The organism is Variovorax sp. PDC80 (assembly GCF_900115375.1).
Lineage (GTDB): Bacteria > Pseudomonadota > Gammaproteobacteria > Burkholderiales > Burkholderiaceae_C > Variovorax.
In genome coordinates this window covers 386,530-404,125 of the sequence record NZ_FOWG01000005.1, presented here as the reverse complement: position 1 = coordinate 404,125, position 17,596 = coordinate 386,530, and the positions used below count along the sequence as shown (strand labels likewise).

The following is a 17,596-nucleotide window of genomic DNA, read 5'->3' as shown; positions in this document are numbered from 1 at the left end:
ACCGCGGCCCGCGACGCGTCAGCCATTCCGCGCAAACGCCATCGGACAAGGCCGGCGATGCGGTGAAATTGTGCGTTTGTGTATCGAGCCGGGCTCAGCCCACCGCGTGCAGCGCATACACCGCGTACATCGGCACGCCGAAGAAGGCGCCGATCGCGTGCGACAGCATGCCGTGCGGAAAGCCATAGCCGGCCATCACCTCGTGGGTGCCCGCGAGCCGCAGCCGCGGATGCGCGCGCGCCAGCTCGGCCGGCCGGCGCAGGCCCCAGCGGAACTGCGCGCCGGTAGGCCGCACCGAGGGATGCCGATGCGCGCGGCCGGTGGCGAGCCAGCACATGGCATCGAAGGCCAGCACCGAGCCCACGGGCGCGCGTTCGCCGAAGGTGGCGAACACGGCCTCGACCTGCGCGGGCTCGAGGTACATCAGCACGCCCTCGGAGAACAGGAACGCCGGCGGCCCGTCGCGCGCGGGCAGGCCGAGGCCGTCCCACCAGTCGGGGGCCGTGAGGTCGAGCGGCCGCACCTCGTGGCGTGGCTCGTCGTCGGCCAGCAGCGCGCGGCGCACCGCGAGCACTTCGGGCAGGTCGGCATCGGTCATGCGCGCCTTGCCGTCGTCGAGCCATTGGAAGTAGTGGCTCAGGCCGCAGCCGAGGTTGACCACATGGCCGCCGGCATGCGCCTGCAGGAAATCGCGCGCGAGCGCGCGGAAGCAGCGCGTGCGCGCCAGCACGCCATAGACCGTGGCGCGGTCGCGCGGCAGCGGCGGGGCCTGGTCCTCGAGCGTGGCCAGCAGGCGCGCCGCGCTCGCGTCGCCGATCGCCATGCGCGGAAACATCGCATCGCCGAAGGCGCGCGCGGCCAGCGGGATGCGCAGCGTCGAGGGCACGGCCGAAAGGCCGGAAGCGGGCAGGGCGGCGTCGGAGGGCATGCGGGATCGAAAGTGAGGGCGGGGGCGAAGTCTCTCGCCTGATGAAGAGACGGGCAAGGGCGCGCGCTGTTCAGTCGCGGCGGAAATTGGCCGTTCGCCATATCCATACATGCACAGTGATGGATCGCATACGAAGAGAGCTATTGGATTCGAATGAATTCGCTATGTAAGAATAAACATATCGAAAAACATGGAGACGAGGTGGATATGAAACATTGGTCCGCGGGCGTGGTGTCCGGTCTGGTGGCGGTCGTGGTCGCCGGTTGCGGCGGTGGTGGCGATGGCGCGGTGTTCCTGCCGGTGGTGCCGCCGCCCGCGCCCGCACCGCCTTCTCCCCCGCCGCCGCCCGCGCCGCCGGCGCCCACGGTCAAGCTCGAAGGTGCCATCGACCGTCCCGCCGACTACGCCGAGGCCGACCTGGCCGCGCGCGCCGCCCTCACGCAGACGGTGAACTTCAACAGCGGCAGCACGCCGCAGACCCGCACCTACACCGGCACCAGCCTCTGGTCGCTGCTGTCCGACGCGGGCCTGCAGGCCGACGCCACGCGCAAGAACGACCTGCTGAGCCGCCACGTGCTGGCCACCGGCGCCGACGGTTACCGCGTGGTGTTCGCGCTCGGCGAGCTGAGCCCCGACTTCGGCAACAAGCCCGCCATCGTGGCCTATGCCGAAACCACCGGCGCCGGCTCGGGGCCGCTGGCCGCGGCCGACGGACCGTTCCGCGTCACCGCGCCGGGCGACATCAAGGGCGGGCGCTATGTCTCGCAGCTCGTGCGGCTGCGGGTGCAGCCCTCGGCCGCCACCGCCGCCGGCACGGGCGGCGGCGTGTCGACGAGCTTCGCGGTGTCGGGCGCGGTCGGCACGCCGCTGAGCTTCGACCTCAAGGCGCTGCAGGCGATGGTGCCGGTCACGCAGACCGTGGGCGCCAACGTCTACACCGGCGTCAGCCTGTGGACGCTGCTCAACGGCTTGGGCCTGCGCCTGCCCGCGGGCAAGAACCCCAGCCTGTCGATGTACGCCGTGGCCACCGGCAGCGACGGCTACCGCGCCGCGGTCTCGCTCGGCGAGATCGATCCGGGCTTCGGCAACAAGGGCGCGATCGTCGCCTACGACATGAACGGCGCGGGGCTCGGCGCCAACGGTGTCGCGCGCCTGGTGGTGCCGGGCGAGGTCAAGCAGGGCCGCTCGGTGTCGAACCTGGTCGCGATCGAGGTGTTCGCGGCGGACACGCCCTGAACTGCGGATCGACGCGCCGCCGTCTCAGCCGGGCCGGCCGCGCGCGTCCACGTAGGCCCAGGCCTCGAGGCCGGAGGCCAGCCGCACCCGTTCGCGCCGGTAGTCCTCGACCTCGCAGGCATCGGACTGCGCGAGCTCGGCCGGCGTGATCGCGAACACCGCGCCGTCCACGCAGTCCTCGGGGCAGCCCGTGGGCGCGACGATCGGATGGTGGCTCTTGCCGCTGGTCGCGAGCACCGCGGGGTCGCGGATGGCGAGCCGTTCCAGGCGGTAGCCGGGCAACTGGTCGAGCTGGCCCGCGAGCAGCCGGCCGAAGGTCGCCAGTTGCACCGATTGGAGCTGCAGCGTGCCGTAGGAGAACAGGCGCTCGGTGGCGCCGTGGTCCGTGCTCATGGCGACGAACGTCCCGCATCGCCGGCATGCGGCGATAGATGCTCGCGCGGCGGCGCCCAGGCCGACCAGACCTCGCCGGGCAGCGCGTGGTCGCGCGCGGGCGGTGCCTCGGCCACGCTGCCGAGGCTCACGAAGCCCGCGAGGAATTCCTCGGGACGCACGCCGAGCTCGCTGGCCAGCACCGGATCGAAGCAGCGCTCGCCGCTCAGCACGATCGCGCCGAAGCCCAGTTGATGCGCGGCATTGAGCAGGTTGCCGAGCGCGGCGCCGGCGGCCAGCCATTGCTCGCGCGCGGGCACCTTGCTGCGTGCGCGCGGCACGACCACGAAGGCCAGCAGCGCGGGCGGGCGCGTCGCATGCTCGCGCGCGCGGCGGCGATCGGAGGCCGAGGCCAGCGGATCGCGGCGCAGCTTCTCGGCCTCGAAGCGATCGGCCAGCGCGGCGCGCTGCGCCTCGCGGAACTCGATCACGCGCCACGGATGCAGGCCGCCATGGTCGGGCGCGCGCAATGCCGCCTGCAGCATCGCGTCGATGTGCTCTGCCGTGGGCGCGGGCGGGCGCAGTCGCTTGGGCGAGACCGAGCGGCGCTCGAGCAGCGGCGCCAATGCGGCCTCGGTGCGCGAGGCCTGGAGTTCGTGGCGCAGCGCCTCGCTCTGCGCGAGAAAGCCGCGTGCCCAGGCCAGCACCCGTTCGCCCTGCGGCGTGAAGCCCTCGAAGCGCTGGCCGCGTTCGGCCGGCGGCGCCGAGGTGCGCAGCAGCGCATGGCCGTATTCGGCCTCGAGCGACTGGAGGGCCTGCGCGAGTTCGGCCGGCGACATGCGGCTGGCCTGCGCCGCGCGGCCCAGGTGGCGCTCGTCGGCGAGCGCGAGCAGGCCGTGGAGAGGGGTGGTACTGATCATGGGGAACACGGGACGTGGAAACGGCGGCGGATTCGCAAGTGGATTCGCTATATTTTAAAAAGCATAGCGAAAGCCATGGCGGGAGCGGGACATCGCCAGGCTCAGCCGCCCGGCCGCCGGCCGCGCTCGCGTGCCAGGTGCCGGTAGACGGTGCTGCGGTGGATGCCGAGCCGGTGCGCGGCCTCGGCCACGTCGTGCCCGCAGTCCTGCAGCGCCTGCGCGATCGCCTGCCGCGTGATCGCTACGAGCGGCGGCGGGCCGCCGAAGCCGGGGCTCGTGGTGTCCGGGACGGGGGCGGCCGGCATGCCGGGCATCGCGCGCAGGTTCGCCGGCAGCGCGTCGAGGCCGATCGCATCGCCGGGCTCGGCCAGCGCGACGAGCGAGCGCAGCACGCTGCGCAGCTCGCGCACGTTGCCGGGCCAGGAGCAGGCCGCGAGCGCCTCGAGCGCCTCGTCCTCGAGCCGCAGCCCGCGCGCGGCCGCGCCCGATTCGAGGAACAGCCGCGCGATCAGTGCATGCCGGTCGGCGCGCTCGCGCAGCGGCGGCAGCGCCACGGTGAAGCCGGCCACGCGGTACATCAGGTCGGCGCGAAAACGCCCGGCCGCCACCAGCGCCGGCAGGTCGCCGTGCGTGGCGCAGGCCAGGTCGAAATCCACCGCCACGCCCTGGCCGCCACCCAGCGGGCGCACCGTGCGTTCTTCGAGCACGCGCAGCAGGCGCGTCTGCAGCGCCAGCGGCATCTCGGCGATCTCGTCGAGGAACAGCATGCCGCCATGCGCCTCGCGGATGCGGCCCGGCGCGCCGCGGCGGCGGGCGCCGGTGAAGGCGCCGTCCTCGTAGCCGAACAGCTCGGCCTCGATCAGGGTCTCGGGCAGCGAGGCACAGTCGACCGCGACGAAGGGCCCGGCGCTGCGCCGGCTCGCCGCATGCAGCCGACGCGCGAACACCTCCTTGCCGCTGCCGGTCTCGCCGTTGACCAGCACCGGCACGCCCTGGTTCAGCACCCGCATCGCGCGCTCGAGCAGCGGCTGCACGTCGTCGGGCGGCGGCGCGGCGGCCGAATCCTCGGGCGTCCACTGGCGCCGCGCGCCGCGCGACAGCGGTTCGCCGGGCCGGGCCGAGCGCTCGAGCACGGTCGCGATCTGGCGCCCGCCCGGCAGCGTGAGCAGGCTGCGGCGGCGCTCCATGCGCGCCCAGTCGCGGCCGAGGAAGGTGGCGGCGTCGAGGTCGAGCAGTTCCTGCCACGAGTGCCCGAACAGCTCGAGCGCCACGTGGTTGGCCGCGGCGATGCGGCCGTCGGCGATCACCATCAGGCCTTCGCGCGCGGTGCCGATCAGCGAGGGCCGCGGATGGAAGCGCAGCAGGTGGCCGCTGGCCTCGCTGAGCATCATGCGGTGGCCGACCTGCTGCGCCGCCATGCGCACCAGCCCAAGCGCATGGCTGTTGACGCGCACCGTCTCGCCCGAGATGTCGAGCGCGCCCGCGACCTCGCCGCGGCCGGTGAAGATCGGCGCCGCCGCGCAGCCCAGCGTGCCGTTCTGTGCCAGGTAGTGCTCGCCGCCGAGCACCATCAGCGCCTGGCGCTCGGCCAGCGCGGTGCCGATGGCATTGGTGCCGCGCTGGTGTTCCGACCAGCCGGCGCCGGGCCGCAGCGCGAGGCGCTCGGCCTTGGGCAGGAAGTCGGGGCTGCCGATCTCGTCGAGGATCAGGCCGCTGGCGTCCGACAGCACCACCACGCAGCCGTTGCCGGTGGCGTGCTCGGCCAGGCCGTCGAGCTCGGGCTGGGCGCAGTCGAGCAGCCGCATCGCCTGTTCGCGCCGCTCGCGCAGCAGCGCCACCGCCATCGGCTCGCACTCGCCGCCGCGCGGATCGACCGGCAGGCTGCGGCGCCACGAGCGCGAGATGTGCGGCGCGATCCAGGGCTCGGGGTCGCGGCCCTGCACGAAGAAGAGCTCCCGGGCCTGTTCCACCTGCGACGAGGGCGATTGCGAGTCGGTCATCCACGGCTCCAGTCGGTTCGGGGTGCGAGCCGGTTCGCCCGGTTCGCCTTTCGCGACATGCTAGCCGTCATGTTCGCGCGGATATGTCGCAGATTGCGAAAGAAAACCCTTGCGACAGCGCCGCGCCCAGGGCCGGGGCCTTCGGGATTTCACCGAGTCCGGCGGGTACGGGCCTTGCAGACCTTCGTGCGGGACGCCGCATGTCGCGGCGCCTTCAACACAATGGAGACACGCATGGACATGCTCGAACCGGGCAAATTCGGTACCGCGGTGCCGTTCAAGAAGCGCTATGGCAACTACATCGGCGGCGAGTGGGTGGCGCCCGTGGACAACCAGTACTTCGAGAACATCACGCCGGTGACCGGCCAGGTCTTCTGCGAGGTGCCGCGCTCCAGCGCCGCCGACATCGACCGCGCCCTCGACGCCGCGCACAAGGCCAAGGCCGCCTGGGGCCGCACCTCGACCACCGAGCGCGCGAACATCCTCAACCGCATCGCCGACCGCATGCAGGAGAACCTGGCCGTGCTCGCGGCCGCCGAGACCTGGGACAACGGCAAGCCGATCCGCGAGACCACCGCGGCCGACCTGCCGCTGGCGATCGACCATTTCCGCTACTTCGCCGCGTGCATCCGCGCGCAGGAAGGCGGCATCAGCGAGATCGACCACGAGACCTTCGCCTACCACTTCCACGAGCCGATCGGCGTGGTCGGCCAGATCATCCCGTGGAACTTCCCGCTGCTGATGGCGGTGTGGAAGCTCGCGCCCGCGCTCGCGGCCGGCAACTGCGTGGTGATCAAGCCGGCCGAGCAGACGCCGGTGTCGATCCTGGTGCTGATGGAGATCGTCGGCGACCTGCTGCCGCCGGGCGTGCTCAACGTGGTCAACGGCTTCGGCGTGGAAGCCGGCAAGCCGCTGGCCTCGAGCAACCGCATCGGCAAGATCGCCTTCACGGGCGAAACCACCACCGGCCGGCTGATCTCGCAGTACGCGAGCCAGAACCTGATTCCCGTCACGCTCGAGCTCGGCGGCAAGTCGCCCAACATCTTCTTCGCCGACGTGCTCGACAAGGACGATGCCTTCTTCGACAAGGCGCTCGAGGGCTTCGCGATGTTCGCGCTCAACCAGGGCGAGGTCTGCACCTGCCCCTCGCGCGCGCTGATCCAGGAATCGATCTACGACCGCTTCATGGAGCGCGCGCTGAAGCGCGTGGCCGCGATCCGCCAGGGCAGCCCGCTCGAGATGGAGACCATGATCGGCGCGCAGGCCTCGAGCGAGCAGCTCGAGAAGATCCTGTCGTACCTCGACATCGGCCGGCAGGAAGGCGCGCAGGTGCTGATCGGCGGCGAGCGCAACACGCTCGCGGGCGACCTCAAGGACGGCTACTACGTGAAGCCGACCGTGTTCAAGGGCCACAACAAGATGCGCATCTTCCAGGAGGAGATCTTCGGCCCGGTGGTCTCGGTCACCACCTTCAAGGACGAGGAGGAGGCGCTCGCGATCGCCAACGACACGCTCTACGGCCTGGGCGCCGGTGTCTGGAGCCGCGACATGAACCGTGCCTTCCGCATGGGCCGCGGCATCCAGGCCGGGCGCGTGTGGACCAACTGCTACCACCAGTACCCGGCGCATGCGGCCTTCGGCGGCTACAAGCAGTCGGGCATCGGCCGCGAGAACCACCGCATGATGCTCGACCACTACCAGCAGACCAAGAACCTGCTGGTGAGCTACAGCGAGAACAAGCTCGGCTTCTTCTGATCCCTGCCGCAAGGCACGCCCCGCGCGCCCCGCGCGGCCCACGAAGGGGCGCGCGGGGCGTTCGTGCATCCCCGAAGGAAGGTTTTCCATGACGCAAGAAGTCCTGCGCGTGACCGCGACCGACGCGGCGCTGGCGCTGATCGACCGGCTCGCCGCCAGGCACGGCGCGCTGATGTTCCACCAGTCGGGCGGCTGCTGCGACGGCAGCGCGCCCATGTGCTATGCCCAGGGCGAGTTCATCGTCGGCGACTACGACCGGCTGCTGGGCCACATCGGCGGCATGCCGTTCTACATCAGCGGCCCGCAGTTCGAGTACTGGCAGCACACGCAGCTGATCATCGACGTGGTGCCGGGGCGCGGCGGCATGTTCTCGCTCGAAGGGCCCGAGGGCGTGCGCTTCCTGACCCGCTCGCGGCTGTTCACCGACGAGGAATGGGCCGTGCTCGAGGCGCGCGAGCGCGACAGCGCCAAGGCCTGAGCCTTTTCCGCCCCAGGGCGGAATCCGGGCCGAAAGCCCTCGCGCTTGGCTTTCGCTATGTTGCGTCGTATATTGCGGTGTCGTTTTCGCCAGACCGCGCCGTCGCGCGCCCCGCCGATGCAGCAGCCGCCTTTTCGCCTTCTCGCCGCCGCCGATGCCGCGCTCACGCGCGTCGATCGCGCGGATTCGCCGCTGCGCTATGCCGCGGTCGACTGCTGCGCCACGCCCGAGCCCGAGGCGCACGAGGCCGTCGCGGCCGGCCGCGCACGGCTGGCGGACCTCGACCACCACCTCCATTGCTCGGTGATCGGCACCTGTCTGAGCACGGCCGAGCTGCGCAAGCTGATGGCGCGCTTCGCCGACGTGAAGGGCGCCAGCGACCTCGACATCCACCACGACGCGGTGCGGCAGACCTCGCACGACCCGCAGGTCGCGAAGGCGCTGCAGAAGGCGCTCGATCACCGGCATGCGCCGGCACTGCAGCGCGCCTCGAAGCTCGCCGACGCCGAGGCGCTGACCGCCTACTGGGACGAATCGCTGCACCAGGGCGAGGTGCCCGGCGCCTACTGGGCCATGCTGACGCACCGCAAGACCACGCCCGCGCTGCGCCAGCGCGTGTTCGGCGACGTCCACATGCTGTCGCACCTGGTCGGCGCGGCCAACCGTGCGGACATCCGCCGTCTCGTGGCGCTGGAGCGCGACAACGCCGAGCTGCGCGAGAAGCTCGACCGTCAGCAGCTGCGTTCGCAGGAACTGATGGAGGAGCGCGACCGGCAGATCGCGGCGCTGCGCCGCGAACTGATCGAGGCCACGGCCGCCGCGGCGCCCGAGCGCCAGGAAAGGGCGGAGGAGACCGACAAGGCAGAGAAGGCCGAGAAGGCGGCCGCGCTGATCGCCCTGCAGACCGCGCGCCGCGAGCGCGCCGAACAGACCGCCGCCGCCGCGCAGGCCGAGGCGGCGCAACTGGCCGAGACGCTCGAGCACCTGCGCCGCCACACCCAGGCGCTGGGCCGCGAACTCGGCGCCGCCGAGTTGCAGTTGCGGATCAACGCGGACGACGGCGGGCGCAACGACCAGTCGGCGCAGCTCGATGCGCAGCTGCAGGGCCGCCGCATCCTCTACGTGGGTGGGCGGCCCAGCACCTATCCGGCGATCCGCGATCTCGTGCTGCGCCACGGCGGGGAATTCCGGCGCCACGGCGGCGGCCTCGAGGACCGTGCGGGCCTGCTGGCCGCGGCCGTCTCCTGGGCGCATGTGGTGGTGTTTCCGGTCGACTGCATCGACCACGAATCGGTGGACAACCTCAAGCGGGTGTGCACGCGCCAGCAGGTGCGCTACATGCCGCTGCGCAGCGCGGGCATCGGCTGCTTCGCCGCGGCCTTCTCGGGGCCGGCGGAAGGCGCGCAGGCGCAGGGCGAGGGCAGGGAAGACGGGCCGTCCGGCACGTCGCCGATCTGTCCGCGGCACGGCTGAGCCGGGCGCGCCCACCGCATCGATGTTCATCCGCCAGCTGAACTACGTCGTCGCGCTCGCGCGCGAACAGCACTTCGGCCGTGCCGCCGCGGCCTGCAACGTCTCGCAGCCCGCGCTCTCGGGCGCCATCCGCAGCATCGAGGAAGAACTCGGCGTGGTCATCGTGCAGCGCGGCCGGCGCTTCGAGGGCTTCACGGCCGATGGCGAGCGCGTGCTGGCCTGGGCGCGCCGCGTGCTGGCCGACTGCGAGGGCCTGCGGCAGGACGCGCGCGCGGGCGGCAACGACCCCGTGGGCGTGCTGCGCATGGGCGCGATTCCCGCGGCGCTGCCGCTGGTGCCGCGGCTCACGCAGGACTGCCTGCGCCGGCATCCGCGCCTCAAGCACGAGGTCTACACGCTGTCGGCCGCCGAGATCCTGCGCAAGATCGCCGACTTCGAGCTCGACATCGGCCTGAGCTACCTCGACGACGACCGGCTCGGCGCCTTCCAGACCCTGCCGGTGTTCCGCGAGCGCTATGTGCTGGTGGCGGCCGACGAAGCGATGTTCGAGGGCGCGGCCTCGATGTCGTGGTCGGATGCCGCGAGCCTGCCGCTGTGCCTGTTCACCACCAACATGCAGTGCCGCCGCGGCATGGACGCGGCTTTCGCCGCCGCCGGTGTGAAGGCCGTGCCGCAGGTCGAGACCGATTCGATGACGGTGCTCTACGCGCATGTGCGCCAGGCCGGCCTCTACGGCATCCTGCCGCACAGCGTGCTGTGCCTGGCCGAGGGCGCCGAGCAACTGCGCTGGCGGCCGATGTCGCCGCAGCTGCAGCGCGACATCGGCCTGGTGGTGCTGGCGCAGCAGCCGCATGCGCCGGTGCTCGATGCCGCGCTGCGCAGCTTCCGCGACCTCGACCTGCAGGGCTGGGTCGACGGACTGCTCGGCGCGGCGCCGCAGCCTACTTCCTGAAGCGCGCGGCTTCTTCCGAGCCGCCGGTGGCATTGCCCGCGCTGTACGAGTGCGCGCCCACGCCGGCGAGCTGGCCGCCCTGCACGATCAGGTACTCGTTGCGGATCGGCCGGTTCTCGAAGTAGCACTCGAGGATCTCGCGCGTGCCGGCCGCGTAGCGCGTCTGCGCCGACAGGCTGGTGCCCGAGATGTGCGGCGTCATGCCGTGGTGCGGCATCGTGCGCCACGGATGGTCGGCCGGCGCCGGCTGCGGGAACCACACGTCGCCCGCATAGCCCGCGAGCTGGCCGCTCTCGAGCGCCGAGGCGATCGCGTCGCGGTCGCACAGCTTGCCGCGCGCCGTGTTGATCAGGTAGGCGCCGCGCTTGAACTTCTTCAGGCTGTCGGCATTGATCATGTGCTCGGTCTCGGGATGCAGCGGGCAGTTCAGCGTCACCACGTCGCAGACCTGGGTCAGGCTCTCGAGGCTGGTGTGGTGCGTGAGGTTGAGCTCCTTCTCGACCGACGCGGGCAGGCGATGGCGGTCGAGGTAGTGCAGCTTCACGTCGAAGGGCTTCAGCAGCCGCAGCACGCGCAGCCCGATGCGCCCGGCGGCCACCGTGCCCACCTGCATGCCTTCGAGGTCGTAGGAGCGCGCCACGCAGTCGGCGATGTTCCAGCCGCCTTTCACCACCCAGTTGTACGAGGGGATGTAGTTGCGCACCAGGCCCAGCGTCATCATCACCACGTGTTCCGCCACGCTGTTGCTGTTGCAGTAGGTGACCTCGGCGACCGTGATGCCGCGATCGATGGCGGCCTGCAGGTCGGTGTGGTCCGAGCCGATGCCCGCCGTCACGATCATCTTGAGCCTGGGCGCCTTCGCGATGCGCTCGGCCGTCATGTAGGCGGGCCAGAAGGGCTGCGAGATCACGATCTCGGCGTCGTGCAGCTCGCGGTCGAGCACGCTGTCCTCGCCGTCCTTGCTCGAGGTCACCACCAGCTGGTGGCCGTTGGCCTCGAGGTACTTGCGCAAGCCCAGCTCGCCCGAGACGCTGCCCAGCAGGGTGCCGGGCTGGAAGTCGATGCGCCGCGGCGTGGGCAGGGTCTGTCCGTCGGGATAGCGCTCCAGATGCGGCAGGTCGTCGCGGGCATAGGTGGTGGGATAGCCCGTCACGGGGTCGTCGTAGAGCACGCAAACAATCTTGGCCAAAGTCATCTCCTGGTTGATGCGGCAGCACATCGCTGCACGGGAGAGATGGTTTCGCGAACGGCATGGCGGCGCCAATCGTTTGATCCGATGCGGCGATAGGCGAGGCTTATCGAAAGAACTGCGCGCTACCATGGCCCCGCGCTTCGGCGGCGCGCATCGCGACCGTCGAGGGCTTTCACATCCAACCAGGAGCACCCATGAAGATCAGCGCACGCAACGTCCTTTCGGGCAAGGTCATTTCCATCGTCCGCGGCCCCGTCAGCACCGAGGTCACGCTCGAGATCGCGCCCGGCGTCCAGGTCGTCTCGACCATCACCAGCAACTCGGCCGATTCGCTCAAGCTGGTGGAAGGCCAGACGGCCTATGCCGTGATCAAGGCCTCGAGCGTGATGGTGGGCACCGACTGAGGCGCGGCGCGTCAGGCGGGCGCGGCTGCCTGCGCCGCGGCGAACCAGGTCGCGGGCGCCGGTGACCATTGGCGATCGGGTTGCCGCTCGAGCAGGGCGCACGCCAGTGCCCCGAGGTCCGCATCGAAGACCTCGAGCGCCGCCTCGGCACCGCCGTCCTCGCGTCGCGCGCTCGAGGCGAAGCGCGCGAAGGCGTTCCAGTCCCGGGCCAGCTGCTCGACCAGGATGCGGGCGAGTTCGTACGACAGCAGGTTGCCGTCGTCGGTCCGGAAGAAGGATTCGCCCGACCAGAACTGCTGGATCTCCGCCTCGCCCCAGAACGCGAGATGCTTGCGCCGCAATTCCTGCGGCGTGTGCATCGCGGGGCCGGCGCCCGCGAGCCGCCGCTCGGTGTTGACCGCGAGGCCTTCGTCGAGCCATCGGGGCAGGTCCAGGTGCGACAGGGCGTTGTGCGTCATCTCGTGCGCGATCACGGGCTCGATGGCCGAGAGATCGGCCCGCTTCGCGAGAAAGTGCGGGCAGCCTGCGTCGATGAACATGCCGCCGCTGAAGGCGAATTCGCCTTGCTCCGGGTAGTAGCCCGAAACGTAGCCGTAGTAGCTCTCCTCGTCGTCCACGACCAGCAGGATGCTCCTGTCGCCGGCTTCGAACAGGGCGATGCCGGCCAGGACCTGCTGGATCCGCTTGCGCGTGGCGACCACATAGGCCGCCGTGGCCGCCGCGACCACGGGCTCGAGCGAGGACAGCACCCAGGCCTGTTCCGATTCGTACAGATGGAAGTGAGGGCCCAGGGCATCCCGCAGATGCAGCAGCCATGCGCGCCGTCCCCGAGCGAGCGCCTCGCGTCGAAGGTCGGGATCGTCCTGCGAGGAGGCCCAGGCTTCGAGCGCTTGCCAATCCAGCAGCGGCAGACCCTGCGCCGTGTCCATGTTCGCGGGCAGGGAGAACGCCGGCGCAGCGCCGACGGCAAGCTCGGCCGGTGCCGCTTCGGCGACGAAGCCGTGGGGCGGCGCGGCATCGTCCGCGTCCTTTCCGGCGCCTCGCGGCGATCTGGGCAAGTGGGTCCACGCGATCAACGCACCCATGAAGGGAACGAGCCAGGCCATCGCGATCAGCAGATTCCGGCGCAGCGCGGTCTCGTCGATGGCCCATATGCGCCGCGTGATCCACGCGTTGAGCGCGAGCAGCGAGGCGAGGGTCGCGACGAGGAGGAAGGTGTCCATCGTCGAATTCTAGGGAGCGCGCCAGTGCCCAAAGTCATGGTCGTAGGCCAAAAGATTTTTTGACATGTTATGTCGGCAGCCCTATAGTGAACCCACCGAGGCAAGAGCGCCTTCACGTCACTCAATCACCAGGAGGGGTATGCAAACGCTGCTGAATCAACTCGAGGGTCTGGACGTTCTGGCGGGGGCCGCGATGGGCGGCGTGACGGTGCAGCTGCAGCCGATCCCGGGCCAGACGCCCGTGATCCAGGTGAGCATCGAGGGCCGCGACGAGCTCCCGATCTTCGTGACGAGTTCCGACATGCAGATCATCTGCATCTGCTACCTGTGGACCGAGGCCGACGTCAAAGCCGAGCGGCGCACCGAGCTGCTGGAGTCGCTGCTCGACCTCAATCCCTCCGTGCCGTTGTCGTCCTTCGGACGCGTCGACGGCCGCTACGTGCTCACCGGTGCGCTCGGGCGCGATGCGCGCGTCGAGGACATCGCGCGCGAAGTCGCGGTGCTCAGCGACAACGCGCTCGATGCACTCGATGCGTTGTCCGAATTCCTGAACTAAGCGAGGTCATCATGACGGTCATCAAGAAACTGGTCACCCTGCTGCGCGGCAGCGCACGCGAGATCGGCGAGAGCGTGGTCGACAGCAACGCGACCCGCATCTACGAACAGGAAATCATCGACGCCAAGCACAGCATCGAGAAGGCCAAGGGCGACCTCACGGGCGTCATGGCCAAGGAGATGCAGTCGGCCCGCGAGATCGAGCGCCTCAAGAACGAGGTGGCGCGCTACGAGGGCCTCGCGCTCGAGGCGCTCAACAAGACGCAGGAGGGGCTGGCGCTCGACGTGGCCGCGCGCATCGGCACCATCGAGCAGGAGCTCGAGGAGCAGGCCAAGGCCCATGCCTCGTATGCGCTGCAGGTCGGCAAGCTCAAGGAGCTGATCCGCTCGGCCGAGGCGCGCATCCGCGAGCACGAGCGCGAGATCGGCATCGCCAAGACCACCGAGAGCGTCTACCGCGCCACGCAGTCGATCTCCGAGAACATCGGCAGCGGCGGCTCGCGGCTGGCCAATGCGCGCGAGTCGCTCGAACGCATCCGCAAGCGCCACGAGGACCTGTCCGACCGCATGGCGGCCAGCGAGTCGCTCGAGAACGAACTGGGCCACGCCGCGCTCGAGAAGAAGCTCGCGGCGGCCGGCATCGGCAGCGATGCCAACCGCACCGGCAAGGTCATGGACCGCATCCGCGCGCGCCAGGCGGGCGCGGCCGGCGGCGGCACGCCGGAGTCCGGCGCGCAATGACCGTGCGGGCCAAGCCGGCACGCTGGCAGGGCTCGGACGACGCCATTCGCGCGGTGCAGGTGGCCTTCGACGTCGAGGAGGCGGTGCTCGAGGCGGTGCGCAAGGCGGCGTTCGACCGGCACGTGTCGACCTCCGACCAGATCCGGCAGGTGCTGGGCCTCACGACCACCGCGGGCCCCAAGCGCCCGCGGCTCACGGTGTCGCTCGGTGCGGCAGACTACGAGTTCCTGGCGGCGCGCTACGGACTGGCGGCCGACGACCGGCTCGCCATCAAGGAACGGGCGACGCGCGACCTGATCGCATTCGCGGGCGGTGGGAAGGCCGCGGCGAACAGCACGACGAAGAACGCGATGAAGAGCACTGCGAAGAGCGCCGCCAAGAGCGCTCCCGACGGCGTGAAGCAGAGCGCCCGCACCGGCAAGCCGGCGCGGCGATAACAACAACGCAGAGACCACCGGCTGGCCCGGGGGAGGATCGATGGGCAATTTCATGGAAGCGGTCACGGGCTACCCGACCGCGATCTACACGGTGCTGCTGGGCGTCGTGCTGATCTACTGGGTGCTGGCGATGCTGGGCCTGGTCGACATCGAGCACCACGGCATCGACGTCGACCTCGCGCACGCCGACGGCGATGCCGAGGACGTCGGCGACCTCGCGAGCTACGTGGTGGCCATGGGCCTCAACGGCGTGCCGTTCTCGGTCGCGGTGAGCCTGCTGGTGCTGGTGGCCTGGGTGGTGTCGTGCCTCGGCGGCGAGTGGCTGCTGCCGCTGGTCCCGACCACGCTGCTCAAGCTGGTCGCGGGCACCGCGCTGCTGGTGGCGAGCGCCGTGGTGGCGATCCCGGTCACGGCGGTGGCGATCCGGCCGCTGCGCGGCCTGTTCGTGAGCCACACGGCCGTGAGCAACGCGGCGCTGGTCGGCCAGACCTGCAAGGTCGTCACCGGCGTGGTCAATGAGAAGGACGGCCGCGCCGAGGTGGCGCGCCGCGGCGCGAGCCTCAACATCCGCGTCTGGGCACCCGTGCCCAACACCCTGAAGCGCGGCTCGATCGCGCTGATCCTCGAATACGACGAGGTGGCCGCGCGCTACCTCATCGCCGCGCACGACGACCTCGCGTCCTGAGCGCGGCCCCCGCCCGATCCCCTGTTTTCCGCTTCAAGTACTGGAGAAAAAAGATGGAGCCCATCCTCATTGCCGTCGCCGTGCTGGCCATTGTCATCCTCGGCCTGTTCGCGATGTTCGCCAAGTTCTATCGCAAGATCGAACAGGGCCACGCGCTGATCGTGAACACGCTGCGCGCGGAACCCGAGGTCACCTTCACCGGCCGCATGGTCTACCCGATCATCCACAAGGCCGAGCTGATGGACATCTCGGTCAAGACGATCGAGATCGACCGTTCGGCCAACGAGGGCCTGATCTGCCGCGACAACATCCGCGCCGACATCAAGGTGAAGTTCTTCGTGCGCGTCAACAAGACGGCCGACGACGTGCTCAAGGTGGCGCAGGGCATCGGCTGCGCGCGCGCCTCGAACCACGAGACGCTCGAGGAGCTGTTCTCGGCCAAGTTCTCCGAGGCGCTCAAGACCGTGGGCAAGTCGATGGACTTCGTCGACCTCTACCAGGCGCGCGACAACTTCCGCGACCAGATCGTGAGCCAGATCGGCAACGACCTCTCGGGCTACGTGCTCGAAGACGCGGCGATCGACTTCCTCGAGCAGACGCCGCTGTCTGAGCTCGATGCCAACAACATCCTCGATGCGCAGGGCATCAAGAAGATCACCGAGCTGACGGCGGTCGAGCACGTGCGCACCAACGAACTGCGCCGCAACGAGGAAATGCAGATCAAGAAGAAGAACGTCGAGACGCAGGAAGCGCTGCTCGAGCTCGAGCGCCAGCAGGCCGACGCCACCTCGCGCCAGCACCGCGAGATCGCCAGCGTGCGCGCCCGCGAGGAGGCCGAGACGCTGAAGATCCAGGCCGAGGAGCGCACCAAGTCCGAGAGCGCGCGCCTGCTCTCGGAGCAGACCGTGGCCGTGCAGCAGGAGAACGTGCAGCGCGAGAAGGAAGTGGCCGAGAACAACCGCAAGCGCGCGGTGGCGATCGAGGAGGAAAAGGTCACGCGTGCCCGCGACCTCGAGATCGTCGACCGCGAGAAGGAAGTGACGCTGCAGCGCATCGAGAAGGACAAGGCCGTCGAAGTGCAGAAGAAGGCCATCGCCGACGTGATCCGCGAGCGCATCGTGGTCGAGCGCACCGTGGCCGAGCAGGAAGAGGCGATCAAGGAGCTGCGCGTGGTGGCCGAGGCCGAGCGCACCAAGAAGTCGGTGGTGATCATGGCCGAGGGCCAGGCCGACGAGAAGATGGTGCTCGACGTGAAGGCGGCCGAGACGCAGGAGAAGCGCGCGCGCCACAAGGCGGCCGAGGAACTCACGCTGGCCGATGCCAAGCTCAAGGTGGCCGAGCGTGACGCCGAGTCGAAGAAGCGCGAGGCCGAGGGCGTGGAGGCCATCTCCGCCGCGCCGGGCCTGGCCGCCGCCAAGGTGCAGATCGCCACCGCCCAGGCCAAGCTCGCCAGCTTCGAGGCCGAGGCCACGGGCAAGGAGAAGATCGGCCTGGCCGACGTGCACGTGCGCGCCGCCGATGCCGACGCGATCCTCAAGGCCGGCCAGGCCGATGCGCAGGTGATCGAGGCGCGCTCGCAGGCCGAGGCCGCGGGCATGCGCGCCAAGTTCGAGGCCGAGGCCTCGGGCAAGGAAAAGCTCGGCCTGGCCGAGGTCAACGTGCGCACGGCCGATGCCGAGGCCACGCTCAAGTCGGGCCAGGCCGATGCGCAGGTGATCGAGGCGCGCTTCGGTGCCGAGGCCAAGGGCCTGCACGAGAAGTTCGAGGCCATGAAGTCCATGAGCCCCGAGACCCGCGACCACGAGGAATTCCGCATGCGCCTCGAGAAGTCGCACATCGAGACCCTCAAGGGCATCGAGGCCCAGACGGCCATCGCCAAGGAGCAGGCCGAGGTGCTGGGCACCGCGCTGTCGAACGCCAAGATCGACATCGTGGGCGGGCAGGGCGACTACTTCGACAGCTTCGTGCGCTCGCTCTCGGTGGGCAAGGGCATCGACGGCGTGATCTCCAAGAGCAATGCGATCCAGGTCGCGTTCAAGGACCAGCTCTCGGGCAACCGCGACGTGGTGCAGGACCTGCGCGACATCGTGGGCGCGCTCGGCTCGTCCTCGGGCGAGATCCAGAACCTGAGCGTGGCGGCGCTCGTGAACAAGATCGCCACCGAGGGCAGCGAGACCCAGAAATCGGCGCTGCACAACCTGATCTCCACCTTCCGCAACTGAGCGCGGGCTGACCCGCACGGCAC

The 17,596-nt window shown here is 70.2% G+C and carries 17 protein-coding genes; 11 read left to right on the top strand and 6 right to left on the bottom strand.

Going from position 1 to position 17,596, the window contains the following annotated elements; all coding sequences use genetic code 11:
- Positions 1-94 precede the first annotated feature (94 nt).
- Positions 95-928, bottom strand: a complete 834-nt coding sequence (locus tag BM109_RS17580; protein ID WP_177239371.1) for a class I SAM-dependent methyltransferase — start codon at positions 926-928, stop codon at positions 95-97.
- 207 nt (positions 929-1,135) lie between these two features.
- Between BM109_RS17580 and BM109_RS17575 the strand changes: the two genes are divergently transcribed.
- Positions 1,136-2,164, top strand: coding sequence for a molybdopterin-binding protein (locus BM109_RS17575; RefSeq protein ID WP_143129186.1), 1,029 nt, complete (start codon positions 1,136-1,138; stop codon positions 2,162-2,164).
- 24 nt (positions 2,165-2,188) lie between these two features.
- On the opposite strand, the gene BM109_RS17570 is transcribed toward BM109_RS17575, so the two are convergent.
- From BM109_RS17570 to BM109_RS17560, 3 genes are all read right to left on the bottom strand, one after another.
- The gene (locus BM109_RS17570) at positions 2,189-2,557 is read right to left on the bottom strand and encodes a gamma-glutamylcyclotransferase family protein (protein ID WP_093344822.1); all 369 of its coding nucleotides are present in this window, start codon (positions 2,555-2,557) and stop codon (positions 2,189-2,191) included.
- Complete coding sequence (locus BM109_RS17565; RefSeq protein ID WP_093344819.1) at positions 2,554-3,456, bottom strand: nitroreductase; 903 nt, start codon at positions 3,454-3,456, stop codon at positions 2,554-2,556. Before BM109_RS17565 ends, BM109_RS17570 begins: the two co-directional genes overlap by 4 nt.
- A 101-nt stretch (positions 3,457-3,557) precedes the next feature.
- Positions 3,558-5,456, bottom strand: a complete 1,899-nt coding sequence (locus BM109_RS17560) for a sigma-54-dependent Fis family transcriptional regulator (protein ID WP_093344816.1) — start codon at positions 5,454-5,456, stop codon at positions 3,558-3,560.
- Between the two features lie 234 nt (positions 5,457-5,690).
- Here BM109_RS17560 and adh point away from each other — a divergent pair, with 234 nt between their 5' ends.
- The 4 genes from adh to BM109_RS17540 all read left to right on the top strand — a co-directional run bounded on the left by adh (position 5,691) and on the right by BM109_RS17540 (position 10,114).
- Entirely contained in the window at positions 5,691-7,211 is a 1,521-nt protein-coding gene (gene adh / locus BM109_RS17555; protein WP_093344814.1) for an aldehyde dehydrogenase, read from the top strand.
- 88 nt (positions 7,212-7,299) lie between these two features.
- Positions 7,300-7,689 carry a DUF779 domain-containing protein gene (locus tag BM109_RS17550; protein WP_093344811.1) on the top strand — a complete coding sequence of 130 codons (390 nt, stop codon included), beginning with the start codon at positions 7,300-7,302 and terminating at the stop codon, positions 7,687-7,689.
- Positions 7,690-7,806: 117 nt separating this feature from the next.
- Positions 7,807-9,162, top strand: coding sequence for a DUF2325 domain-containing protein (locus BM109_RS17545; protein ID WP_177239370.1), 1,356 nt, complete (start codon positions 7,807-7,809; stop codon positions 9,160-9,162).
- Between the two features lie 22 nt (positions 9,163-9,184).
- On the top strand, positions 9,185-10,114 hold the full coding sequence (locus BM109_RS17540) for a LysR family transcriptional regulator (protein ID WP_093344806.1): 930 nt from the start codon (positions 9,185-9,187) through the stop codon (positions 10,112-10,114).
- On the opposite strand, the gene BM109_RS17535 is transcribed toward BM109_RS17540, so the two are convergent.
- The gene (locus BM109_RS17535; RefSeq protein WP_093345069.1) at positions 10,104-11,303 is read right to left on the bottom strand and encodes an NAD-dependent formate dehydrogenase; all 1,200 of its coding nucleotides are present in this window, start codon (positions 11,301-11,303) and stop codon (positions 10,104-10,106) included. The genes BM109_RS17540 and BM109_RS17535 overlap by 11 nt on opposite strands.
- A 197-nt stretch (positions 11,304-11,500) precedes the next feature.
- Between BM109_RS17535 and BM109_RS17530 the strand changes: the two genes are divergently transcribed.
- On the top strand, positions 11,501-11,710 hold the full coding sequence (locus BM109_RS17530) for a TOBE domain-containing protein (RefSeq protein WP_093344803.1): 210 nt from the start codon (positions 11,501-11,503) through the stop codon (positions 11,708-11,710).
- 11 nt (positions 11,711-11,721) lie between these two features.
- Here BM109_RS17530 and BM109_RS17525 read toward each other — a convergent pair whose 3' ends face one another.
- Positions 11,722-12,933 carry a hypothetical protein gene (locus tag BM109_RS17525; protein WP_093344800.1) on the bottom strand — a complete coding sequence of 404 codons (1,212 nt, stop codon included), beginning with the start codon at positions 12,931-12,933 and terminating at the stop codon, positions 11,722-11,724.
- A 139-nt stretch (positions 12,934-13,072) separates the two neighbouring features.
- Here BM109_RS17525 and BM109_RS17520 point away from each other — a divergent pair, with 139 nt between their 5' ends.
- Genes BM109_RS17520 through BM109_RS17500 form a run of 5 tightly spaced genes read left to right on the top strand, consistent with a single transcriptional unit; the run spans position 13,073 to position 17,573 of the window.
- Entirely contained in the window at positions 13,073-13,489 is a 417-nt protein-coding gene (locus tag BM109_RS17520) for a YjfI family protein (protein ID WP_093344797.1), read from the top strand.
- An 11-nt stretch (positions 13,490-13,500) separates the two neighbouring features.
- Positions 13,501-14,229 carry a PspA/IM30 family protein gene (locus BM109_RS17515; protein ID WP_093344793.1) on the top strand — a complete coding sequence of 243 codons (729 nt, stop codon included), beginning with the start codon at positions 13,501-13,503 and terminating at the stop codon, positions 14,227-14,229.
- Positions 14,226-14,666 carry a hypothetical protein gene (locus BM109_RS17510; protein WP_256222623.1) on the top strand — a complete coding sequence of 147 codons (441 nt, stop codon included), beginning with the start codon at positions 14,226-14,228 and terminating at the stop codon, positions 14,664-14,666. Before BM109_RS17515 ends, BM109_RS17510 begins: the two co-directional genes overlap by 4 nt.
- A gap of 52 nt (positions 14,667-14,718) precedes the next feature.
- Positions 14,719-15,351, top strand: coding sequence for a ubiquinone biosynthesis protein (locus tag BM109_RS17505; protein WP_256222622.1), 633 nt, complete (start codon positions 14,719-14,721; stop codon positions 15,349-15,351).
- Positions 15,352-15,404: 53 nt separating this feature from the next.
- On the top strand, positions 15,405-17,573 hold the full coding sequence (locus BM109_RS17500) for a flotillin family protein (RefSeq protein ID WP_093344787.1): 2,169 nt from the start codon (positions 15,405-15,407) through the stop codon (positions 17,571-17,573).
- Positions 17,574-17,596 lie beyond the last annotated feature (23 nt).

Coding starts and splice junctions, on each gene's coding strand:
- BM109_RS17580 (WP_177239371.1), bottom strand. CDS start 928: ATGCCCTCCGACGCCGCCCTGCCCGCTTCCGGCCTTTCGGCCGTGCCC.
- BM109_RS17575 (WP_143129186.1), top strand. CDS start 1,136: ATGAAACATTGGTCCGCGGGCGTGGTGTCCGGTCTGGTGGCGGTCGTG.
- BM109_RS17570 (WP_093344822.1), bottom strand. CDS start 2,557: ATGAGCACGGACCACGGCGCCACCGAGCGCCTGTTCTCCTACGGCACG.
- BM109_RS17565 (WP_093344819.1), bottom strand. CDS start 3,456: ATGATCAGTACCACCCCTCTCCACGGCCTGCTCGCGCTCGCCGACGAG.
- BM109_RS17560 (WP_093344816.1), bottom strand. CDS start 5,456: ATGACCGACTCGCAATCGCCCTCGTCGCAGGTGGAACAGGCCCGGGAG.
- adh (WP_093344814.1), top strand. CDS start 5,691: ATGGACATGCTCGAACCGGGCAAATTCGGTACCGCGGTGCCGTTCAAG.
- BM109_RS17550 (WP_093344811.1), top strand. CDS start 7,300: ATGACGCAAGAAGTCCTGCGCGTGACCGCGACCGACGCGGCGCTGGCG.
- BM109_RS17545 (WP_177239370.1), top strand. CDS start 7,807: ATGCAGCAGCCGCCTTTTCGCCTTCTCGCCGCCGCCGATGCCGCGCTC.
- BM109_RS17540 (WP_093344806.1), top strand. CDS start 9,185: ATGTTCATCCGCCAGCTGAACTACGTCGTCGCGCTCGCGCGCGAACAG.
- BM109_RS17530 (WP_093344803.1), top strand. CDS start 11,501: ATGAAGATCAGCGCACGCAACGTCCTTTCGGGCAAGGTCATTTCCATC.
- BM109_RS17525 (WP_093344800.1), bottom strand. CDS start 12,933: ATGGACACCTTCCTCCTCGTCGCGACCCTCGCCTCGCTGCTCGCGCTC.
- BM109_RS17520 (WP_093344797.1), top strand. CDS start 13,073: ATGCAAACGCTGCTGAATCAACTCGAGGGTCTGGACGTTCTGGCGGGG.
- BM109_RS17515 (WP_093344793.1), top strand. CDS start 13,501: ATGACGGTCATCAAGAAACTGGTCACCCTGCTGCGCGGCAGCGCACGC.
- BM109_RS17510 (WP_256222623.1), top strand. CDS start 14,226: ATGACCGTGCGGGCCAAGCCGGCACGCTGGCAGGGCTCGGACGACGCC.
- BM109_RS17505 (WP_256222622.1), top strand. CDS start 14,719: ATGGAAGCGGTCACGGGCTACCCGACCGCGATCTACACGGTGCTGCTG.
- BM109_RS17500 (WP_093344787.1), top strand. CDS start 15,405: ATGGAGCCCATCCTCATTGCCGTCGCCGTGCTGGCCATTGTCATCCTC.